Source organism: Vibrio sp. 10N.261.51.F11 (assembly GCF_041471665.1).
Classification (GTDB): domain Bacteria; phylum Pseudomonadota; class Gammaproteobacteria; order Enterobacterales; family Vibrionaceae; genus Vibrio; species Vibrio crassostreae_C.
In genome coordinates this window covers 67,679-90,899 of the sequence record NZ_JBFROW010000019.1, presented here as the reverse complement: position 1 = coordinate 90,899, position 23,221 = coordinate 67,679, and the positions used below count along the sequence as shown (strand labels likewise).

The following is a 23,221-nucleotide window of genomic DNA, read 5'->3' as shown; positions in this document are numbered from 1 at the left end:
AATGGAAAGAGGTATTGGTCTATCTCCTCAATTTGAGTATCCAGAAACAGGTGGGGCTTTATTTCGTTCTGCTACTGATGATTTTGAGTTACGTAAGTACCTACTTTATTGGGATAAGATTGAAGTTCCTAAATGCTCCTCGATAGAGTTTGATTGCTGGCAGTTCCAAGAACTAGAAAAAGCTGGTGCGTTACAACGAACTCGACATGGAGAAAAACCTCGCTCGCTTGGAATGCGCATGGAACAAAGCAGTGTGATTAATGTATCTAACTTTATGACTGCTGAGATTGTTGATTGCACTGATGTAACCCTAAGCAAAAAGGCTGGAGATGAAATCCTTGCTTCACATGAAGCAATTTTTAAACAGCTCAATGAAGCACATCCAGGCTTATGGTCTAAGGCTCAAATCTCGGATAGCATTCTCACCACAACTCCTGTAGATAAAGAGAGTATTGAACTGGAGCTTCACGGTTTACTACCCGTCCCTACTGTTAGCACACACTTCGATTCTATACTTGAATTTAAGTACAAGCATCATGATGAACTGCTCGCGTTCCGTAGTTACCTAGATGAACTCTACCAGTCAGTGCTAACTGCTGGTGACATACCTAGAGCAAAAAATACCGCAATGATTAAGCTGGAAGCTTCCATTAGAGATGTCAATCGCACCTTAGAACAGTCCAAAATAGACATTAGTGTCGATAGCCTTCGCTCTGTGATTTCAGATACAACTGGTATCCTAGGCTTAACTCTTGCTGCACTAGGTACAGCATCGCAATTTGGTTTTGACCCGTTAAAAGCTGGCTTAGCTGGTGCAGCAATAGGAATTGCACCAAAACTAATACGCCAATCATCCGACTCCACTCCAGCGGAACTCATGTACCTCAAGAGCGTGAGAAGAGAGTTTAAACCAGCTTAATACTCTCTAGCGTCAAGGAGCCGATACAGTGTCGCACGACCTATTCCTAACTCCTTGGCTGCTTTAGCTTTAGGTACACCGTTATCCAATAGCTTCTGCACATCCTCTTTCGTCACCTGTGCTTTCGGTCTACCAATGTGTTTACCAGCTGCCTTCGCTGCTGCTATCCCCTCAGCCTGACGCTCTTTAATCAATTCCCTTTCCATCTGTGCCACTGCTGCCAGTATCCCTAGTACACCTTTCTGCGCTGCACTCATTACACCATCGAATCTCATTCCTTCCTTGTAGAACTGTACCGATACACCTTTCTGGTTCATCTGCTCCACCAGCCCTACAGCATCACCTGCACCGCTACGACAGATACGGTCTAGGCTGTGAACATGCAGCACATCACCATCCCTGACATAATCCAAGCACGCCTGTAGCTGTGGTCTGTCTAGTGTCTTAGCTGATACCTTTTCCTCGAACACCTTATCCAGTTTCACATCTGCTAACTGTCTGCTGGTGGACTGCTCTGCTGTACTAACTCGAATGTAACCTACGTTCGCCATGCTTACTCCTAGTGTCTCAAAACCTCTTAACACTTACAGGATTGCATGTATCAAAACTCTAAGTCAATGCTTTTGAGACAACCTTAGATACAGTCTCATAAGGTATAGTTTTTTATATATCCAGAGTCGCTCTATGAAACTTACCGCACTGCTTAAAAAGCACCTGAGCTAGGACTTTTTACCTCTAAATAAAACCAGGCAATAACAAGTTAAAAATAAAAACCATCATGCCACGCAAAAACAAGAACATAACACCACCAAACAAGCCAAAAACCAACTTAAAATTGACATTATATGCTTAATTAGTGATATTTTATGCCAATCTTAATTATAGCTAAAAACTGACAATGAGCACGACAACCACAACATCGGATACCATCCAAAACAAGACATGGAAAATGCCAGATACTCTGGTGCTAATTTTCTTTATCGCGTTGCTTGCGACTGCAATGACATATGTCATACCTGCAGGCATGTTTGAAACACAAGACATCAGCTATGTTTCTGATGGTGCAGAGAAAACTCGTACCGTTCTAGATCCAGCTTCATTTGCCTATCACACCGACCCCCAAGGCAACCCGATTTACAATACTGTCGGACTATTCGCCAGCGGTGGTGATATCGGCTTAATGAACTTCGTATTTGAAGGTTTAGTGTCTGGATCTAAGTGGGGTTCAGCAATCGGCGTTATCATGTTTATGCTTGTGATTGGCGGTGCTTTCGGCATTGTGATGCGCACAGGTACTATTGATAACGGTATCTTGCGTCTCATAGACAAAACCAAGGGCAGTCAATCTCTTTTCATTCCAGTATTATTTGCACTGTTCTCGCTCGGTGGGGCTGTATTTGGTATGGGTGAAGAAGCCGTCGCCTTTGCCATTATTATCGTGCCGCTAATGGTACGTATTGGCTATGATGGTATTACTACGGTAATGGTGACGTACGTAGCGACTCAGATTGGTTTTGCTGCTTCTTGGATGAACCCATTTTCTGTTGCTGTTGCCCAAGGCATTGCTGGTGTACCTGTCTTATCTGGGGCATCGGTGCGTATCGCTCTATGGGTTTTCTTCACCGCGCTCGGCATCGCTTTTACGATGTGGTATGCGAATTCGGTAAAGAAAGACCCTTCGAAATCTTACAGTAAAGCTGGTGATGTTTACTTCAAGAAGCAACAAGGAGACTTGACTCAATCACGTTGGAATATCGGCGATACGTTGGTGATTCTCACCGTGATAGCGAGCATGACCTGGGTTATTTGGGGTGTAGTGGTTCACGCATGGTACATTCCTGAAATTGCCTCTCAGTTTTTCACTATGGGATTTGTTGCTGGCTTAATCGGTGTTATTTTCCGATTAAATGATATGACCATCAACGACATGGCCGATTCATTTAAGGAAGGCGCAAGTGTGATGCTAGCGCCCGCTATTCTTGTGGGTAGTGCTAAAGGTATCTTGCTGATTTTAGGCGGCGGCAGCGATGCAACCGAGCCAAGCGTACTGAATTCAATCTTAAGCAGTGCGGGCGGTGTGATTAGTGCATTGCCAGAAGCGATGGCTGCTTGGCTGATGTTCGCCTTCCAAGCTATTTTCAACTTCTTTGTAACGTCAGGATCAGGGCAGGCAGCTCTAACGATGCCATTAATGGCGCCACTCGCCGATTTAGCAGGTGTGACTCGTCAAGTCGCGGTTTTAGCATTCCAGCTAGGTGATGGCTTTACCAATATCATCGTCCCAACATCAGCTTCTTTGATGGCAACACTAGGTGTATGCCGTATTGACTGGGGTGATTGGGCAAAATTCTGCTGGCGCTTTATCGTGCTGCTATTCTGCTTGTCGAGCGTTATTATTGTTGCGGCTCACCTGCTGGGTTTTGCATAACAGCGCCTTTCAATATTTACGTGTATCTCAATGGGCAGTTTACTGCCCATTTTTAATCACAGCTTTCAATAACAATCATCCAACACAGACTCAGAATAGATTGTGAACCAGAGACAAAGGAAACTAGTGTGAGAAAAACTACTTATACCAATGATGTTCTAAATGGACACCCTGTAATATCTCAACTCAATGTTGATGACTTACCGATGGGATGCCATCGTTTCTGGTTTGAGGCACAAACTAACGGTGTTGGTCAAAATCATCATTTACCTGTGGTCGTCTATCGCGGTGAGCAAAGTCAAAATGCTCGCAAAATAATGGTAACGGCAGGCGTTCATGGTGATGAATTAAATGGAGTTATTACCGCACAGAAGGTCATTCAAAAGCTCGTAAACGAGGAGATACACGGCACAGTCATCATTATTCCGATGATTAATGTGTCAGGTATGTTGATGCACAGCCGAGATTTTATTTCATCGGATCCGGATGCATCCCCAGCAAACCTTAACCGTATATTCCCTGGAAACCCGAACGGTGATGCCTCACAACGTTTTACACATTCAATTTGGCAGAACCTACTCAGCCATAATGCGGATCTTGCTATCGATCTGCATACCCAAACTCGCGGAGCAGAGTATCCTTTGTATGTCTTTGCCGATTATCGAATCCCCGCAGCAATCAAAATGGCTCGATTGATCAATCCTGACTGTATTTTTGATGATCCAGGTGATGATGGCGTTTTAGAAACGCAGCTCAATAAAAGTGGTACGCCCGCTATCACCGTCGAGGTTGGTTCTGGAAAGGTTTTACAACCCGACCTCATTGAGCGTTCAGTGAATGGCGTGATGAATATCCTGCACTCGGAAAATATCATCTCTACAAAGATAGATCAGCCTCACTATGCCTGCTTTGAAGGCAAAGAAACGGTGACCATTAGAGCCAATGTCGGTGGTTTCGCTCTCCCTCAAGTTAAGGTCAGTGAATCAGTACAATCAAAACAATTGATTTCAATTCAATATGATAGTTTTGGTTCTGAGAAACAACGTTATTACGCCCCTGCTGATGGCTATGTACTCAGTGTCAATCAAGATCCGATGCGTGAACCGGGCGCTTTGTTAGTCAGACTATTGAAGTAACACGTCACTTCATCAAATGGCTCTTTACTGATGGTATTTGAGTCGTTAACCCATATTGTGAAAAGGGGATAACTCGGCAGAGCTATCCCCTTATTATTACTTATAAATATTAATCACTTACTGTGATCGGTATGACTATGATTAGTATTACTGCTGAGAAAGCCCAGTACCACTGCGCCAACCATGACTGCACAAACAATGGCAAATAGACGTGTCATTTGTGCCGAGAGGGACGCAGATCCTGGGTGGCTGATGATCTGATAAGCCAAGGTCGTAAAATTAGTAAACAAGAGCTGATAAATCGTCAGATTCGCCTGCCGCCTGATAGCAAAACACGCAAGTTGCAAACCACACACCAAACTCACGCCATAAATAACCAAGATTGGAGCGCCTGACACCATCATGATCATCACAGGTAACGTAAACAGAATGCCAACGCCAGTGGTGACAAGCTTGTTTCGGCTGAATGTACGGTGGTCGTGATTCGATGGGCTTTTCAACATACTGCCAAGCGTAATCGCAATCAACATCGTTTGTGACACCGAATTTCCTACCAAAATCGCCAGCACAACCACAACCGCGGTCGCTTTAAATGCAACCATGATATAGTCACCAGTAGTGGGCGCATCGGAAACGGCCGCAGTCGGAAGGACATTCACTTCATCCCCCGGGAACAACCAGAACCCCAAGTAAGTGACGATCAAAGCTATCACCAGCTTTTCAAAGAACAATAGGGGCAATCCCGCCATTGGGAGATGCATCTGCTTGTTGACCACCACCATCACGATGACCACGATAATGGTCAGTGTCGCGATGATATCTTTTGTATTCTGATGGCTACGCTGATAACTCCAGAACAGCAATAGCCAGCAATAGAGGACAAAACCGGTTGGCGAGTCGACCAATACACTACCAAAAAACACCACACCAAAGCTGATTAAGATTAATGCAACAATCACCTTTAATATTAAATTAATCGGTGGTTTGGATGGCATCAATGTCATGAACATCACAACAAATATGGGCGACAAAACAGCGAGCATCTGCCCACTTTGTTGATGGTAGAACAATAGCGAAAGCGGCAGTAACACCAATCGAATAATGGAGTTCGCTGAGCTATGAAACATAAGTCCACACGCTTAGAATTCTCATCCAAAGCTGAGCAAGCCACTCACCTGGGGTACTTTGCTCTGTCATGACAGCCACTGTGGCTTGTGAACCAAAACGAATGTTGCTTGGAACCTCACCATGATCAAACACAATATTGACTGGGTAGCGCTGCGCGGCAATAGAATTGGTGTCTGAATTTAAAAAGCCAGTCTCTTGGTCAGTGCTATTGCTGCCACCCGTTCCCCAACCAATGCTATCAACCGTGCCGTATAGCACTCGCCCCGGTAACGCATCCAATACGATCTCAACTCTTTGCCCGACTTGTATATGCTCTAGCGAGTTTTCTCTGTATAACGCAGATATCCACACCTCTCGCGGATCAACAAAGGTCAAAACAGGTGAGCCTGCGGTTGCTCGCTGGCCTACCGTCAGTTGTAGGTTACTCACCACGCCATGAGAAGGAGCCATCACTTGGGTTTTCTGTAAGTTGAGCTGAGCCTGCTCAAGGGCTGCAATCGCCGCCAACACTTGTGGATTATCACTCCCTTCTGGCCCTAACGCTTGTTTTGCCTGAACCAAAGAGGCTTCTGCGGCTTTCAATGACGCTTCAGCACGATCACGATTCTCTATGGCGTTGTCTAATTCAGAGCGGCTAACCAGCCCTTTACTGGCGAGTTCACTCACTCGACTCGCTTGCTCTCGAGAATTATCCCGAGCCGCAACCGCCTCGGTCACTTTCGCTTGTGCAACGTTAACCGCCGCTGTGCTTGCGCCAATATTTTGGCCTACTTGAGCAAGATTCGCTTCAGCGGAACGCAAACTGATCTGATAGTTTCGAGCATCAATTTCAAACAACACTTGGTTCGTTTCAACGACCTGATTATTTTCAGTTTGCACAGACGTGATATTGCCAGAAACTTCAGGAGCAATACGCACAATATAAGAGTGAACACGGGCGATCCCCGTCATTGGTGTGACGCGGTCGGCCCACAAACTGTAAAGCCACACTACTAAAATAACCGAAATAATAATTAAACTAAGCTTACGCGAAGATTTTTCTGCTTTTGACATGCTCTCTCTCTCGATCCGACAGCACGATTTACTCGCCTGCCGAATACGATGTTTTAAAAATTAAAGTGAATTCCACTTCATTGTAGTCTAGTCGATCTGTCTCTTGAGTAAAAACAAACGATTACTTGAAATATTGTCACGGCAACAATCATCAATTAACAATCAACAAAAAGCCACACATCCCATTAATGAAATGTGTGGCTGTTTAGATCTGTTCTGCTACGAACTTAGATAAGTTTAGGGGTTACTCCATATCACCTAACAAGTAATCTTCATCGCTGCTCACTACTGCGCCGTGCTTCAAGAAGTTCTTACCTAGGATCATGCTGTATTCGAAGCGAGAACGGTCTTGAAGGTTTACCCTCACCTCTTTCTCTAGGTCTCCGAGCTTAACCTTCATTTCTACCACAGGGCGAATGTTCACCTTCTCGCCTTTCTTGGCTTTGATACGCATTACATCAATCACTGGCTTGGTGAAATCTTGCTTATCGCCTTGGTTGTTTTGATAGGTAAAGCTCACCATGTCTTGGCCATCTTTCTTAAATCGTTTGATGTTGACTGCGTTCATTGAGCTTACATCGGCACCTGTGTCGAGCTTGGCCGGGAACTTCATGCCGTTCACTTCTACTACTTCAATATGCCCAACTTTAAACAGTGGTTCGGCTTTCAGAAGGTAATCAGAACGCGTATTAACGTAAACGCCCTCTTTTGCCATCTTCTTGCCTAAAATAAAGTACGCTTCTTTCTCATTTGTATTGAGCACATCGATGGCAAACTCTTGCGTGCGCACTTTTCCAGACACCGCAAACTCACCACTTACAACCGGACGAGTATCATCCCCGACTTTAAGCTTCTTAATAATTGGCTTGGTCACCTTCTGCTTCTCACCATTTACATCCGTAAGATAAAATTCAACGGAAGCATCTTTGCCTTTACCTGTCATTTCAAAACTGTCGACCTTCAGCAAAGGCGTATTGACAGTGAAAGAAGCCACAGCCTTAAGCGGGAAATCATCTAGGGTGATGTCCTCTTCCGGAGAGATAATCATAGGCTCACCAGACTCAGCCACATCACTAAAGTTCTCTGAACCTTCGGATAAAATATTCTCAGCACTGGTATCAATCATGAAGAGTTCGCTGGCTGTGTTGGTTCCAAATCTCAACTGCGATTCACTACTCGAGCGCTCACGTAGGTACACCAGAACGTCTTTAGTTGTGTTTTCATCGAGTTGAACAGGCACATACACCAAAGGTCTCTTCTTACCGCTCACGCTTAACATACGAACCAACGGCAATGTCATCTCTTTTTGCTTGCCGTCGTTGTCGAACATATCAAACGTCACTTCACTGTTCTTCTTATCTATATCGATGTCTTTTGCATGAAGGATGCTGTAGCGATTTTTTAATGAGAAGGTCGCGTTCATCGCCATTCCAGAGATAGACACCACCTCTTTTCGGCCAACAACGGTCGCGTTCTCTTGCTCTTGTAAATAGTCATAACCTGCAAACACCAGCGCGTTATCCGCAAGGAAGGTTTTACCAATCAGCACTGGCGCAGAGAAGTGGCTTCTGTCGGTCAGGTTAACGTCGGTTTTTAGCTCTTGGTCTGCAATGGTGAGCGACATTTTTACGGTAGGACGAAGTAAAGGCGTGCTGCTGGTGCGGCTGCGTATCATGCTGACACGCTCTAAAGGCGCTTCGATTAATACCATGTCTCCCGTGCGTGGGTTTTGGACCTTAAAAGACACCACAGCTTCATATTTCGCAAAGGTGCTGCCATCCCAATCATCGTAATCAACATCAGAATTGTTCAACAGGTCTTCGGTTAACGCCGCCATCAACTCTTTGTCTTTGAGATTTTGGTAATCGGGATTAGAGCTCTTCACATGAATGTCTTCAGCATGCATAGAAGTGGTTTCTGCACCGGTATCAATTTTACCAATGAAAGGAACGTCTTTTAGCCCTTTAACGCTAGATAGGTACACGTTCTCAGTGCGACCTAATACCGACTTACCATCGAGTTCGTAAGTGGGATTTTGAGTGGTAGGTGAAGTGTCAGTAGCCAAAGTGTATTGTGAAAAAAGTAGAGTGCTTAAAAGAGTTAGAGCCAAAGGTATCTTTTTCATTAGTTGGTCCGTTGTGATCAGTTCACTAATAATACTGGCGTTTGCGCGAAGAGTTCCCCCACCAGCAATGGTTCTCACATAACGTTAACGCTATGAGTTTTTAAATGACAAACCGATGACTTTGCGCTGCATTCGCTTATCGATTATTGACTAATGGATACCCAATAACCTTTTCAATGCTCGGTGTTCTATTGAAGAAATGAATACAAAAAAGGCCAACGACGAGCGCTGACCTTAGCTATTCAAAACACACCTGAAGCGAGTTTAACTTGCTAAAACACAAACGGTTCTAGATAAACATAGCACTAAAAAGTCCCGACTGTTTTCTTTGCACAGATAGCTCGAGCTTTTTCTGCGTCCTCACCTTTATTTTTGAGATAGCACTGTCGATAAGATTTGACGTAGCGCTCAAATAACACCTCGGCTTCAGGTTGTGGTTTAGAGAGCAGTTGGTTAACGAACTTTCTTGATCCAACCTCAAAATGCTGAGTATCGATTGGGCTATTCCAATCCCCTCCCCAGATCATAAATCCGTGATGGGCAAACAGCTCCACCACATCTTCAGCCATGCCGCGGCGTTCTATTTCATCTCGCGCACGAAAGCGAGTACGGTTCACATAACGAGTCGCAGATTGTGAAGGCTTTACCGTAATTGTTCCGTTGCTATCGAACTCTAAGAAAGGGTTTTGAACTGGGTTGATGTCTATCGCCACGCCATAAGCATGTTTCGACCAACCTCCTCCGCCTGTAATAGGACGAGCGTTAAAGGCGCTGCTGTTGTTCGCATCCATTGAGGCGCTATCATCACCTCTGAATTCACGCATTAGGCGAGCGGAATGAAGAGGAAAATTGCGCTGTTTGAGCTCTGAAAAGATTTGTTCAACAGCAGGCGCAATAACATCAAGCACGATCATATTGCCCTGTTGCGTTTCCCCTTTGAAACTAATGAAATCGAAATCCACTTTGGATAGTCGCTCACAACCAACGGGCGCACCACTACTCAAGACATTGTTCTTTTTCATCATGTCGCATTGCCATTGAGATATAGGAGCGACTTGGGCATAACTCACTGCACTGAGCACAGTGGCCAGACAGCCGACAATAAAACGTTTCATATCAAAAACTCAAAATAGTAAGAGTGAAAAGTAGCAGAAGTTGGAAAATAGCATATTAAGCCAAGTTGAGCGCACGCTTTGTTAGCGTGTTTTGTTCCAGTAAACAATCTCTCTAACTCGTCCGTTCTGATCCTTGTCAGCTTCTCCACCAACATCAGAAAGTTCAGGTAAGGTCGATAATTGCGGAGCGTAATAGGCAACTAACATAAGTACGAACGCATCGTAAATATCGTCTATCGCGGCGTCTTTACGTTTGGTATTTGAAATGGCCAACGACAAGCGGTCACACCATTGAGGGGATAGCTGCTGAATAATAGAAAGCCGTTCCTCTTTGCCTTCTTGCGTTCGTTTTGAAAACGTCAGCGGTTCGTCTTTCAATGCTGCAAACACCACTTCAGGATGTGATTCCCTGATAGAAAGATTGGGATGAGTTTCAATGAGCTCATCAAGCTCGCGAATCTTGGGCACAATTCCCCAAGTCTGTTTAGAAAACTTCTTATCAAGCTGCTCCACATTGGCACTGCACGCCGCAATGTAATCGGTTTGGTAAACCGCCTCACGACACGGAACCGGAAACACCGAAGAACCACGTTTGCTGGTTAGAAAACGCCTTGCTGCTTTGTCACACAAGCGATCTGGAGTTTGTGCATCACTAAAACCAATAGGCATATCGATAAGCGCCGTTGAACCGATAAGATCACTCGCTAGCTCATCGAGGGTGTTTACCACTTTAAACGCAGGTATCTCATTGTCAGAGACAATCCAAGCGATCCAACCCGACTTGCAGCCATCAATTCCGATGTATTTCATTGTTTGTAGAGATGCCTTCAGTCCACCTTCGAATATTTCCACTCAACTCATTCCCGCAATTGCAAAAGCCTTTAGCTTAGAAAACAAAAACTGGAACCTCGTTACGCTGTTTAAGAAAGAGTTCCGCTTATCATTCTTCACTACCCTGAATTTTATATTGTGTAATGGCCGAACAAATACAAACGTCACAATAGATGGCAACGACTAAAGCACAGTTACCGATTACCCATTACCCATTACCCAACATCAATAACGCGTTTTAATCTCGCAAAAGTTTTCATGCTCTCATTTGCTTCAATAACTTCGTAATCTGGGTTATTTGCCTTCAGATAATAATTTCCTTGAGAATCTTTTTGAATCACCCGCAGTAGATATTGATTGTCACCGCTCTGATCTTGGATCTCTATAGCCATTGTATTGCCTGTTATAGAGCCGGCAGAAACCGGACTAACCAACTCTAAAAGTAATAGCTGTCCATCCAAAATAGGCGATTTTCCACCATTCATTGAGTTACCAGATGCACGAGCTAAAAAGTGTTTTTGAGGGTCTACGTTATGTAGATCAACTTCCATCAACTCCAAATCATCATGGGTTCCCGTTTTAAAGTGGCCACAGGCAATCTTTAGATTAGGATAATAAGGCAGTTGAATAAGTTGCGCGGAAGATTGATCGCTTTCTAATACTGTCTCTGTATTTTTCCTTCTGTCTGCATATTTCGCTAACTGCAAATCCACTAACTCTTTAACTAAATCTCCTAATGCACTGATGTGATTCGGCTCAATTGGAAAGTTATTTTTAAAACGCCCATCTTCAACGACAAACCATGGAGTGGCATTTTTTCGGTTTCCCCCAATAAATGCATTGATAGGATTACTTTTCCAATACTGCAACCAAGTTGTCGACTCAACATCAAGCATCTGTTGTTTACTCGGTAAATCAGCGTCTCTAATCGAAGGGTAACGCGCCAAGACTTGACCACTTTTCGTTGCAAGATCTTGTAATGTTGGTGGAATTTGAAAACCGTCTAGTTCCAAAAATGCCTCTAACAGAATCGCTTTAAAGCTTTTCGTCATACTCATTTTTTGTATCGCATTCAGCAGGAACGTTTTATGTTCATGAGTCACAGCTTGAATGGCAGGTTCACTAATCTGCTCAGAGACTAATTCAAACCAACTTCCATGTTGCTTATTCACTTTGTTAAAATCGTAACCTGCACGATAAAACTCAACTGCTCTAGGTCTATGCCCTAAATGATTCATTAAATAAACAAACTCTTGGGACGAGGAGTGTCGCAACTGCTTCGATAGCTCTTGCCAGAATTCAGTCACTTCAGGGTCTATAGTGATATAACACCCCTCACCGAGTTCAGGAGATCGCGTTGATGTTGAGAGCTTGCTTAGCGATGAGGTCAAGTCCTGCAAGCCTAATACTTCTTGCTTATTCAAGAATGAACGATGGTTACCAATGAAATCAATGACCACTAAATGAGTCTTGTTAACGTGCCTCCTCAATCCTCTCCCAAGCTGCTGAATAAAGATAATGTTTGACTCGGTTGGCCGTATCATTAACACGGTATCAATTGACGGTAGATCCGTACCCTCATTAAAAAGATCAACCGTAAACAGAACTTGTACTTCACCTTGGTCAAGTAACCGCAACGCTTCATTGCGGCGTACAGAGGATTGACTGTGGACAGAGAGTGCTCTAAACCCTTCTTTCTCAAACGTTAAATTAAATTGCTCAGCCATATAATTAGCGTGAGTGATGGATACACAAAAAGCGAGAGTTCTAGATTGACGTCGCAGCTTCCAGTGTTCAAAAACGTGCTTCGCACGACGAGTCGTGGCAAATTGTGCATCGAGTGCAGAAGGCTCAAACTTACCGTTTCGCCAAGGAATCTCTTGATAATCAACAGAATCATCCCAAATTCCGTAATAGTGAAATGGCACCAAAATTTGGCTATCTATGCCATGAACGAGGTTTCTTTCGAAAACGAGATTATCATGGCAAAGAGATAATATATTGGCTTGGTCAGGCCGCTCTGGCGTTGCAGTCAACCCGAGCAAAAACTTAGGTTCGAAGTGATTCAGTATATTTAAGTAAGTGTTAGCGCTGGCATGATGAAATTCATCTACAACAATATAATCAAAGTAATTTGATGCAAACTTCTCTAAGTGATGCTCTCGGCCAAGGCTTTGTACTGACGCGAAAAGCATCTCTTTGTCCTGATCTTTGACTTTACCATGATAGTAGCCCGCAGACTTTTCTGGCCAAAGCTTAGAATAGGTATGAAAAGCTTGTCTCAGAATCTCTTCCCGATGTGCAACAAACAGAACTCTTTTGGCGTTCATCTGTTGAGCATCAAATGCTGATAACCACGTCTTGCCCATTCCGGTTCCCATAACCACAAGGCCGCGAACGTTCCCTTTGTTGCGACTAGCACTAAGTGCTAGTAATGCCTCAACCTGTGCCGAGTTAGGCGAATATGTTTCTTCATCAGTTAAAGAGCGATCTCCCACGGCTTTTAATTCTGGAGGTTGGCGGCGTTTAATATAGTCACTAATCCACTCATCTGAGATTCGAATAGCAGAAGGGTGGTGAAACAGCTTGTCAAATTGCTCTCTAATTTTGAAAAATTGTTGAGCGGGTTCTGAATCTAAAGGAGGTTGATAATCTAACCTTAAGCACCATTCATAGGCATTGGTTAATGCAGTTCTACTGATATTATTTGAGCCAACAAATGCAGTGCCATTATAGAAGCTCTGCTCCTCATCACTTCTCACAAAAATATAAGATTTGAGGTGAAAACTACGATTATTGGACTCAAAAATCTTAACCTCAACACCGTCATTATTTAGTGATGCGAGCGACCGTAAAGCGATTGGATGAGTAATATGAAGGTAATCGGAGGTTAGAATTCGTAGCTTAAGCGTGGTTCCTGCGCTGCGATGCCTTTCAATAGCTTCATAAATACTTGGAAGCAGTAAATCTAACCCTGATGGTTGTATAAAGGAAACCGCGATTTCAATCTCAGTGGCATAGTTGATGGCATGAACCAACTGGGGAAGCAACGGATCGTCATCCCCTACAGTTAAAAGATCCTGTTTTATGGTTAATGATTGCTTTGGCATAAAAATATTACCCTTTCTTAATCAGCAACGCATTTAGCCAACGTTCTTCGACCCTATCTGGCCGCTGATCACCGGTCTGCCAAACTTCCTTAACCTCCAACTGAGTTCCTTCTAAAACGGTCAGCAAACTGCTTTCCGTCAAATTGGTAAACCGGCGCCCCCCTTTTACGACTTCCTTGTCTCCATACTTAAAAGAACAATAAAACACGGCTTTGGGTTTAAGGTAGGAGGATAAGTGCTCCAGAGTTTCAGGTAGCTCAGATAACGAAACATGCAGCAGAGAAGCACACGCCCAGATACCATCATATTGCGTAGTACTTTCAAAGCGAGTAAACGCACATTGCTGAATCGGAAGCGATGTATGTTGCCTCGCGAGCTCCACAAGTTGCTCGCTGAGATCAAAGGCTGTGACTGCAAACCCTGCTTTGTGAAAATACAAGGTGTCACGACCAGATCCGCAGCCCGCATCAAGAATGCTTGCGCCGTCATTGAGTAACGGTATAAACCTTTGATAAACAGGGGCCATGTCAACCTCAACCGTTCCTGAAAAAAATAGTTCAGCATTCTGATCGTAATAAGTCACGAGTCCACTCTCAGTGTGTCATTTAATTCACCCATTCTAACATATTGAAAAAGAGGAAGTGTTGTTGTGTATCAGCTCGATATTCATCCTTAACAACCTAAGCCCAAATAGCATATTGACCGTCTCTCTCATCACCCTATCAATAACCACTACAAACTAAACTCCGCAGAAAAATGAAACAAACCAGGTGCAAGGTGACACGTGAACAGGGATAATTATTTTGATGCTACCCCAACCTCACCCCCTGCAGAATTAGACTAATGAACACATACTCACATATAGATACCCCGTTCAACCTACGCCACACCTGTTGGTTTTGTGGTGAGCCTTCCAGTAACCTTGTTGAATTTCCTAAGACAGCGCAGGCAGTTGCCAAGATTGGCCATTCACCGATAGCACTGCCGGCTTGTAATGAGTGTGCGAGAATTAACTATTCAAAGAATCTAACCTCAATTTGGTCAGTGCGCGATCAGATAAAACACACTCTGATAGACAAGTACGCTAAGCACCTTGGCATCGGTGAGAACTGGACGGAGCAAGAGCTTATTGATTCTGATTTCTCGGGTTCGACGCTCGGTGGGTTTGGGCGCAGCGCTTGGAAGATGTATCAAATCGCCAAGCAACGCGTCGATTATAAAGGCTGGCCTTTGTCGGTTGATGACATCCCACTTGAGGTATACGACGAAACCAGTGGCTTTGAGTTTGACGGTACTCGTTATGCCTCAATCAATTCATGTATCGACTATTTCACCAAGGCAGCAGGCGTAGACAAAGAGCTGTTGTCGCAGCTTGTCGACATCGTTTCATCAGAAAGGTTTAGCTACGCACTGCGAATCGCCAAGCTGAACAAGAATGTCTCTAATACCAAGCGCTCGGAGATCGTCGAAGAGGTACTACAACAAGAGTCTGAACAAGAAGAGATACTGCTTGAGCAAGCTAATTCAATGTTTAACCCAAACGTCGAAGAGGTGAATATTTCAGGCTCAATAGCGCCTGTATTTGCCATTCAGTGGGCGCTGGCTAACAAGGTTAAAGATTTAGCCCACCTTTGTGCTCTCGAAGATGAGTATTTTGACTATTTCGAGCACCTCGGCGGCCCTGCAGCTTTCATGTCCTATAACGGCCTACAACTCTATTTAGAGTCGCGTCAAGATCCTGAATGGGTAAAAGAGTTGGATCCAAATAAACAGCATTGGTGAACATGCCTCGCTACAGGTGAACACGTGTAAGCTCGATAATCGTGTCAAACACCCATTGTTAGTCCTTGTTTTATATAAAGATCTAAAAACAGAACCCTATAACAGTTAATTGTTGCAATTCGGTTAAATAGAGTGAAAACTTCAAGCATCTAAAACTATTTAATCACTGCCATCTGCGGTGAGTAAGGAGTGAATTGTGCTTGCTGTTCTTCGTATTATTTTGGCTACGGTGTTTATTATTTTCACCACTCTATGTGCTTTTGTTTACTGCTTGTTTAGCCCCAAGAACCCCAAGCATGTGTACGTTTTCTGTCGTTGGTTCAACCAACTCCAAAAGATCATCGGTGTAAAACTGGTGCAACGCGGCCTAGACAATGCCCCGACACCAGAAAACAGCGTCTACATCTCTAACCACCAAAGCATATTGGATTTTGTGACCGATCCAGGAATGCTAAGACCACGCACTGTTTCATTGGGCAAACGCGATTTGTTGTACGTGCCTTTCTTTGGCCTGCTGTATTGGATCACCGGTAACATCATGATTAACCGCGAAGACAAATCCAAAGCACGCGATACCATCAAGCAAGTGGCGGAAGCGATTCATCAGAGAGATCTGTCTGTTTGGGTTTACCCGGAAGGAACCCGTAGTAAAGGGCGTGGACTACTGCCATTCAAAACAGGCGCTTTCCGAATGGCAATTGAAGCTGGTGTGCCTATCACCCCGATGTGTACTAGCACCACGCACAATAAGATCGACTTTAATCGTGCCAATAATGGCATTGTGATCACCGAGATGTTGGAACCTATCGATGTATCCGGATACAAGCTTAGCGATGCGAGAGAGTTGGCCAATCGCTGTCACGCACTCATGGCAGAGAAAATAGCAGAGCTTGATGCCGAAGTGGCTCGTTTAGAGGCGCAGCAAAAAACAGAGTTGGATTCAGATCGTTCTTCTACGAACTAACTCGCAACGAAACCACTGAGTCATCGCTCAGTTACTTAAAAAGACACTCAACGATCGCAACTCTCATTGTTCTTGTTTTACTTGCTGGCGCTTATCCGCAAAATAAAAACAGGCGTTATCTGCCTTATAGAGCAATGGGAGTAAACGATGGAAGTGATTCACCATGGTGGCAAACATACTGTCACAGGATCTTGTCACGAATTAAGAGATTCAGGCCAAGCGGTACTCATCGATTGTGGCTTATTTCAAGGTTTAGATCTTCAAGGTAAAAAGCTTCAAGGAGAAGATGCACGCCCTCTTGATATTGAATTTGAAACGTCCCACCTCAACGCTCTGCTGCTGACCCATACTCACATTGATCATATTGGTCGATTACCTTGGTTACTCGCCAGTGGATTTAACCAGCCAATTTATTGCACGCAAGCCACCGCCGAACTCGCTCCTTTAATGATTGAGGATGGCTTAAAACTGCAAGGGCTCAGCAATAAACAATCGAAGCTGATACTCAAAAAGATTCATTCGCTAATTGCTCCCAAGCCTTACGGGGAATGGTTTCCAATCACGTCTAAACAGCAAAACAACGGAAAGGATCATCATAGGCCAAATACTCTACATGCTCGCTTTCAACCTGCGGGGCACATCTTAGGTTCTGCCTATATCGAGATTAAATTACCCAACCAAGAGGTGGTAGTCTTCTCTGGCGATTTGGGCCCAAGTAACACACCACTACTGCCCGATCCTAAGCCACCACGACAAGCCGACTATCTGTTTATCGAATCCACTTATGGCACCAGTACTCATGATGATATCGCTACGCGAGCTGAGCGCCTCAAAGCAATAATTGATCGTTCACTGCTCGACGGTGGCGTTATTCTAATTCCGGCCTTCAGTATCGGCAGAACTCAGGAACTGCTGTTTGATATCGAGCACCTGATCTTTGAGCATCAACTCAGTAGCGATATTCCTATTATTCTCGATTCTCCGATGGCTCAGAAAGTGACACGTTCATACCGACGCTTTAAAGAGTTGTGGGGACAAGAAGCAAAGCAGCGTCTTGAACTGGAACGCCACCCACTCGCTTTTGAGCAGTGCATTACCGTCGATGGACATAGAATGCACAAGAAAATCGTGAATCGCCTCAAGTCGACAGGTGAACCCGCGATTGTGGTCGCAGCTTCTGGGATGTGTCAGGGTGGTAGGATAATGAACTACTTATCTGCCTTGCTTCCCGATAAACGAACCGATGTAATTTTAGCGAGCTATCAAGCGCACGGGACGCTCGGACGAGAGCTGCAACAAGGCGAAAAACAGGTTTCCATCGATAACCAACACGTTGAGGTGAAGGCTCAGATCCATAGTATGTCTGGCTACTCTGCTCATGCTGATAAAGATGATCTCAATCGATTTATAGAAGAAATAACCGTGCCACCCAAAGAGGTACATTTGATTCACGGAGATCCAAACACTCAGTCTGAGTTCGCTCAAGCTTTGGTTGGGAAAGGATTTAAAGTCGTTTAAAACAGGCGATTGATTCACGATTTCTGATTGCGGTAATCCTTACGGAAAGTTCTAAAAATTACTACTGATATTTTAAATAATACCTCCCCTTAAACCTGCCTAATTTCACTATATCGGTGATATATTCTTGCGTCTTTGCCGTCGTAATGTGTTAACAGTCATGAGTACTGAACAACGTTTCCTCTCATTTTTCTTCTATTTTCCCTTCTGACACATATTGTGAGTTTCGAAAATTTGTATTAATCACTATTTATTCACTTTACAAACCGACACTAAAAACAACTAATTGCATATCAATTTTAATGGAACGATTATCAAATTAGCACTAAGCGTTAACAAACACCCCCTGTAACATGCTTTATGTCACAGTAATCCTAATAGGCAGTTAAATAATTTAACACTCGGGTTACAAGTGAAGTATTGTGTTGTTCGAAAAACAATCATAAGCAAAACTAACAGGGAAAATACTCATGCAGTCATTCGTTGATTTTTTGAATGGAATAATCTGGAGTCCAGTACTTATCTACCTATGTTTAGGTGCAGGTTTGTTCTACTCCATCATGACTCGATTTGTTCAAATCCGTCACTTCTTTGAAATGTGGCGCTTGCTACTATCGGGTAAAAGCTCATCAAAAGGCATCTCGTCTTTCCAAGCTCTGGCCGTTTCTCTATCTGGCCGTGTCGGTACAGGTAACATTGCTGGTGTTGCTGCCGCTATCGGTTTCGGCGGCCCAGGTGCCGTATTCTGGATGTGGGTTGTAGCCTTCTTTGGCGCCGCGACTGCTTATGCAGAATCTACGCTAGCGCAAATCTACAAAGAAGAAGACGAAGGCCAGTTCCGTGGTGGTCCGGCTTACTACATTGAAAAAGCAATGGGTCAGAAGTGGTACGCATGGATCTTCGCTATCGCGACTATTTTTGCATGTGGTATTTTGCTTCCAGGTGTTCAGTCAAACAGTATTGGTAATGCTGTAGAAGCTGCATTTGGCTCAGGTGACATGATTGAAACAGCTGTCGGTACATTCAGTTTCGCTAAAATTTTCACCGGTACTGTTGTTGCTATCATCCTTGCTTTCATCATCTTTGGTGGTGTTAAACGTATTGCGAACTTCACACAAATCGTTGTTCCTTTCATGGCATTGGCTTACATCATCATCGCGTTCGTTATCATTCTGCTAAACATCAGCCAAGTGCCAACGGTTTTCGCAATGATTGTTGGTGATGCATTCACACCTATGGCAGGCTTCGGTGCTGCAATTGGTTGGGGTGTTAAACGTGGTGTTTACTCAAACGAAGCGGGTCAAGGTACTGGTCCTCACGCGGCAGCGGCTGCAAGTGTTGATCACCCAGCTCAGCAAGGTTTGGTACAAGCATTCTCTATCTACATCGATACTCTTCTAGTATGTTCTGCTACAGCGTTCATGATCATCATCACTGGTGCTTACAACGTTCACGGCGGCGCTGAGGGTGTGTTCCTTGTTCAGAACCTAGCAGCAAACATCGGTGCGAATGGTCCTGTATTTACACAGCTTGCTATTGAAAGTGCACTACCAGGCATTGGTAAGCCATTCATCGCATTTGCTCTGTTCTTCTTCGCATTTACAACGATTCTTGCTTACTACTACATCGCAGAAACGAATATTGCTTACCTACGTCGTACCATCAAGATCCCTGGCATGATGTTCGTACTTAAGCTTGTTCTTATCACTGCCGTTTTCTATGGCACAGTTAAAACAGCGAACCTTGCATGGGCAATGGGTGATGTTGGTGTTGGCTTGATGGCATGGTTAAACATCGTTGGTATTCTGATCATCTTCTTCATGTCTAAGCCTGCGCTTAAAGCTCTAGCTGACTACGAAGAACAGCAGAAACAAGGCGTAACTGAGTACACATTCAACCCTGTAAAACTAGGCATTAAAGGTGCAACTTACTGGGAAGAGAAGTACAAGCGTAAAACAGGCAAGTCTCCTGAAGCAGAAGCTGCAGACACTAAACCTGTAGAGCAACCTTCAGCTTAAGCTTTCCTTAGCAAATAGATCGCTTTAACAAATAGTGCTATTAATAACGCATAAAAAAGGGGTTAGCTATTTCGGCTAACCCCTTTTGTTTTATTCATAACCAATAAATGGCTTATAACAAACTAACTGTTCCCGAGTTAGAGTATTAAGCAGCGATTTCTTGTGTTGCCATTTGAGGGGCTTTCTTCTCACCGATAGGCAGTACTGTGCGGCCGTATTCGTTGTTGATTACTTGTGCCATTGCAAAGTAGATAGCTGAAGCGCCACAGAAGATACCTTCAAAACCAGCGATAGTGCCGATTAGTTCGCTGCCAGTGAAATCACGAGCTGCAAGTAGGAAGAACAAGATAGTTAGTGAACCGAATACTACTTGCTTCGCCACTGGGTAGCATAGAGAGCCAATGAACATGAAGCCTGTGAAGATGCCCCATAGTAGTAGGTACCAACCCATGAATGCTGCAGGGCTTGCAGGTAGACCCATGTAAGGCATCACGATTAAACCAACCAAAGACAACCAGAATAGGCCGTAAGAAGTAAACGCAGTTGTACCGAACGTGTCACCACGTTTGAAACACATTGTGCCCACGATAACTTGGCTCAAACCACCGTAAAAAATACCCATAGCAAGAATCATCGAATCGATTGGAAAGAAACCTGCGTTGTGGATATTAAGAAGAATAGTGGTCATACCGAAACCCATTAAGCCTAGTGGCGCTGGGTTAGCTAGTTTGGTCGACATTGCGAATTTACCTTATTAAAGTGGTTGATTAAAAAAAAACAATAAAAGTTGTCAGAAAATTTTAATCTATAAACCGTACAACTAGGTAATCCAGTTATCGAAAACTAAGATTGTGTAAATGATCTTATGGAAAATTAGTTTCATAATGAATCTATTCAATTCACCGAAACTATCAATAAACAGGTTCCCTATCACGTTCGTTCCTCACTGTAAGGAATGACGAGTGAGGTAAGTGTTGAGGCAATGAGACAAAGCCTGGTGCTACGTCACTCTAGAATCGAGGGACGGGATATCTGGAATCTACTCTTCGATATGAGCACTTGCGGCACACAAGAGCCCTCTGTCACGTTCGTTACTTACTGTGGGGAATGACGAGTTTTTTTTAGGTACGATAAACGAGATGGGGATGCGAAAAGAGTCTTTAGATTTGAGTAAGCGCCCCCTTAATAGCAAACGTAGGCAACAGATGGCGAGCTTTTCGTTACTCGTTTACTCGCATCCCGTATCTACTCACTCACCCGTTATCTTAAATTATGCTTGTTGAGCTTTAGACTCAGACACTTGAGATTGAACGTCTGAAGAAGCGTTTTTACTCGCATCGCGCTTGGCTAACAACGTCACGACAATCAACTGAGCAACAAGAGCGCCTAACACAACCAATGCACTTCCCGTAAAGCCTGCGACTACAAAACTAATCAGAGCAATAGAGCCGTTCATCAATGCGTAAGGAAGCTGCGTCTTAAAGTGTTCAAACTGATCACACCCTGCCCCGGTTGAAGAAAGAATCGTGGTTTCAGAAATCGGTGAGCAATGGTCACCAAACAAGCCACCAGACAACACAGCGCCAATTGCGACGAGAAGGGGAGCATCTATCGCAATCGCGGTTGGAATAACCAATGGCATCATTATCGCGAAGGTTCCCCACGACGATCCCGTTGCGAATGAAATGATAGCCGATAATAAAAACGCGACCGCAGGTACTAACCAATATGGAAAGCCGCTCTGTGCTTGCTCAGCAATATAAGCTGCCGCACCCAACTCTTTACCAACGGTGCTTAATGCCCAAGCCAATACCAAGATGATCGCGACTGGCATCATGTTTCCCATGCCTTTTAAGTACACAGAAACACCATCAGACAACTTTCTTACACCGTAGTAAGCCATTAACGAAATTAATGTAATCGCCGCAAAGAAATAAGCCGATGATAACGCCGCTCTAAATGATGAACCTGCGACCTTTTGGAACGGGAAGCCTTGTGGAACCAACATGGCACACAACACCACCAGCATCACTAACAATGGTGCCCAGACAAAAGATGCCTTTGCATTTTTATGCGAGAACGGATTTAGTGATTCGTTATTCACGCCAGAGTTAATTCCCGCCTGGCAATCACGCTCGGCTTTTGCCATTGGCCCAAAGTCTAAACCTTTAACGGACACAAGCGGAACGATGAAAATCGCAAGAAATGCGTAGAACTGAAAAGGAATCGCACCGATGAAGGCATCCCAATCGGACATGTTGACATTCAACGCCGTGAACTCTTTCTGAATAAGGCTCATGATGTAAACACCCCATCCAATGAAAGGGATAAGAATAGCAACGGGCGACGAGGTTGAATCAATGATGAATGCTAGCTTCTGTCTAGAAAGTTTCAGTTTATCGAAAAGGGGACGAAAAACAGGGCCAACAATTAAAGGGGTGCCTAAGTCTGAGAAAAATATAACGATTCCACCCAACCATGCTGACAATTGAGCTTGGCATTTATTGCTTACCCACTGAGTCACTTGCTTTGCAAACGCGACGCCACCACCGGACTTTTCCATCAATGCGACAAAGCCACCGATGAATACCAACAGCATGATCACACCAGCGTTATAGCTGTCGGTAAGTTGAGGGACTAGGTAACCTTTCACCATGGTACCAAACGTATCAAGCGGGTTAAGTTCGCTAAACATGCCAGTCAGCATTGCAACACCACTCAGCACACCAGCAAAAAGGCCTATCACCACATTCCTTGTCGCCAATGACAACACCAAAGTAATCACAATGGGGATGAGTGACGTGACATCTGTCTGTTCCATAGGTACACCTTAACCCTAAAATAAGAGAATAAATATAAATTAAATTTGAATATAAATTCACAAGCATCATTTGTACAGAACTTTATCCTCTAACTGGATAATTAGTCTTTAAATGCGCTTCAACATAGCCAAATAGACCAATCACCCTGCTTAAATAGCCAAGTTCGAAACGGAAAAAAGCCGAAAGTAGAAACTTTCGGCTTTTGATTATTTATATCGCTATGGTCGTACTACTGAGCTCGTAACTTAGGCCACCTCTTCAGTATTCAGACT

General features: G+C 44.1%; 17 protein-coding genes. 7 read left to right on the top strand and 10 right to left on the bottom strand.

The features are described 5' to 3' along the window. The first annotated feature begins 1 nt into the window (after position 1). Positions 2–919, top strand: a complete 918-nt coding sequence (locus AB4351_RS07275; RefSeq protein WP_372125496.1) for a DUF6236 family protein — start codon at positions 2–4, stop codon at positions 917–919. Here AB4351_RS07275 and AB4351_RS07270 read toward each other — a convergent pair. Next, positions 916–1,470 (bottom strand): recombinase family protein, encoded by a 555-nt coding sequence (locus tag AB4351_RS07270; RefSeq protein WP_372125495.1) that lies wholly within the window; start codon positions 1,468–1,470, stop codon positions 916–918. The genes AB4351_RS07275 and AB4351_RS07270 overlap by 4 nt on opposite strands. Positions 1,471–1,868: 398 nt before the next feature. On the opposite strand from AB4351_RS07270, the gene yfcC reads away from it, so the two are divergent. Both yfcC and AB4351_RS07260 read left to right on the top strand, forming a co-directional pair. Continuing rightward, positions 1,869–3,347, top strand: a complete 1,479-nt coding sequence (gene yfcC, locus AB4351_RS07265) for a putative basic amino acid antiporter YfcC (RefSeq protein WP_017071864.1) — start codon at positions 1,869–1,871, stop codon at positions 3,345–3,347. A gap of 128 nt (positions 3,348–3,475) precedes the next feature. Beyond that, a complete protein-coding gene (locus AB4351_RS07260) occupies positions 3,476–4,483 on the top strand; it encodes a succinylglutamate desuccinylase/aspartoacylase family protein (protein WP_017059743.1) in 1,008 nt (335 codons plus the stop codon). A gap of 113 nt (positions 4,484–4,596) precedes the next feature. On the opposite strand, the gene AB4351_RS07255 is transcribed toward AB4351_RS07260, so the two are convergent. The 7 genes from AB4351_RS07255 to AB4351_RS07225 form a co-directional block, all read right to left on the bottom strand. Further along, positions 4,597–5,610, bottom strand: coding sequence for a DUF2955 domain-containing protein (locus tag AB4351_RS07255; protein ID WP_017059742.1), 1,014 nt, complete (start codon positions 5,608–5,610; stop codon positions 4,597–4,599). Beyond that, positions 5,600–6,664: an HlyD family secretion protein gene (locus tag AB4351_RS07250; RefSeq protein ID WP_017059741.1), complete on the bottom strand. Its 1,065-nt coding sequence runs from the start codon at positions 6,662–6,664 to the stop codon at positions 5,600–5,602. Before AB4351_RS07250 ends, AB4351_RS07255 begins: the two co-directional genes overlap by 11 nt. Positions 6,665–6,908: 244 nt before the next feature. Continuing rightward, on the bottom strand, positions 6,909–8,789 hold the full coding sequence (locus tag AB4351_RS07245; RefSeq protein ID WP_372125493.1) for an ATP-dependent zinc protease: 1,881 nt from the start codon (positions 8,787–8,789) through the stop codon (positions 6,909–6,911). Positions 8,790–9,094: 305 nt separating this feature from the next. Beyond that, the gene (locus AB4351_RS07240) at positions 9,095–9,904 is read right to left on the bottom strand and encodes a M15 family metallopeptidase (protein ID WP_372125492.1); all 810 of its coding nucleotides are present in this window, start codon (positions 9,902–9,904) and stop codon (positions 9,095–9,097) included. Positions 9,905–9,985: 81 nt separating this feature from the next. After that, positions 9,986–10,714 (bottom strand): DUF429 domain-containing protein, encoded by a 729-nt coding sequence (locus AB4351_RS07235; RefSeq protein WP_017062812.1) that lies wholly within the window; start codon positions 10,712–10,714, stop codon positions 9,986–9,988. A gap of 236 nt (positions 10,715–10,950) precedes the next feature. Next, entirely contained in the window at positions 10,951–13,845 is a 2,895-nt protein-coding gene (locus AB4351_RS07230; RefSeq protein WP_102320385.1) for a DEAD/DEAH box helicase family protein, read from the bottom strand. Between the two features lie 7 nt (positions 13,846–13,852). Further along, complete coding sequence (locus AB4351_RS07225) at positions 13,853–14,428, bottom strand: bifunctional 2-polyprenyl-6-hydroxyphenol methylase/3-demethylubiquinol 3-O-methyltransferase UbiG (RefSeq protein WP_241910585.1); 576 nt, start codon at positions 14,426–14,428, stop codon at positions 13,853–13,855. Between the two features lie 260 nt (positions 14,429–14,688). Here AB4351_RS07225 and AB4351_RS07220 point away from each other — a divergent pair, with 260 nt between their 5' ends. The 4 genes from AB4351_RS07220 to AB4351_RS07205 all read left to right on the top strand — a co-directional run bounded on the left by AB4351_RS07220 (position 14,689) and on the right by AB4351_RS07205 (position 20,127). Continuing rightward, positions 14,689–15,627, top strand: coding sequence for a hypothetical protein (locus AB4351_RS07220; protein ID WP_372125491.1), 939 nt, complete (start codon positions 14,689–14,691; stop codon positions 15,625–15,627). A gap of 196 nt (positions 15,628–15,823) precedes the next feature. After that, on the top strand, positions 15,824–16,591 hold the full coding sequence (locus tag AB4351_RS07215) for a 1-acylglycerol-3-phosphate O-acyltransferase (RefSeq protein WP_065584647.1): 768 nt from the start codon (positions 15,824–15,826) through the stop codon (positions 16,589–16,591). A gap of 147 nt (positions 16,592–16,738) precedes the next feature. Further along, on the top strand, positions 16,739–18,109 hold the full coding sequence (locus AB4351_RS07210; protein WP_372110124.1) for an MBL fold metallo-hydrolase: 1,371 nt from the start codon (positions 16,739–16,741) through the stop codon (positions 18,107–18,109). A gap of 470 nt (positions 18,110–18,579) precedes the next feature. Then, positions 18,580–20,127 (top strand): sodium:alanine symporter family protein, encoded by a 1,548-nt coding sequence (locus AB4351_RS07205; RefSeq protein ID WP_017069529.1) that lies wholly within the window; start codon positions 18,580–18,582, stop codon positions 20,125–20,127. A 145-nt stretch (positions 20,128–20,272) separates the two neighbouring features. Here the strand turns inward: AB4351_RS07205 and AB4351_RS07200 are convergent, their stop codons facing one another. Together AB4351_RS07200 and AB4351_RS07195 are read right to left on the bottom strand one after the other, a co-directional pair. Beyond that, positions 20,273–20,866 carry an acetate uptake transporter gene (locus tag AB4351_RS07200; protein WP_010440610.1) on the bottom strand — a complete coding sequence of 198 codons (594 nt, stop codon included), beginning with the start codon at positions 20,864–20,866 and terminating at the stop codon, positions 20,273–20,275. A gap of 531 nt (positions 20,867–21,397) precedes the next feature. Then, entirely contained in the window at positions 21,398–22,948 is a 1,551-nt protein-coding gene (locus AB4351_RS07195) for a Na+/H+ antiporter NhaC family protein (RefSeq protein ID WP_372125489.1), read from the bottom strand. Positions 22,949–23,221 lie beyond the last annotated feature (273 nt).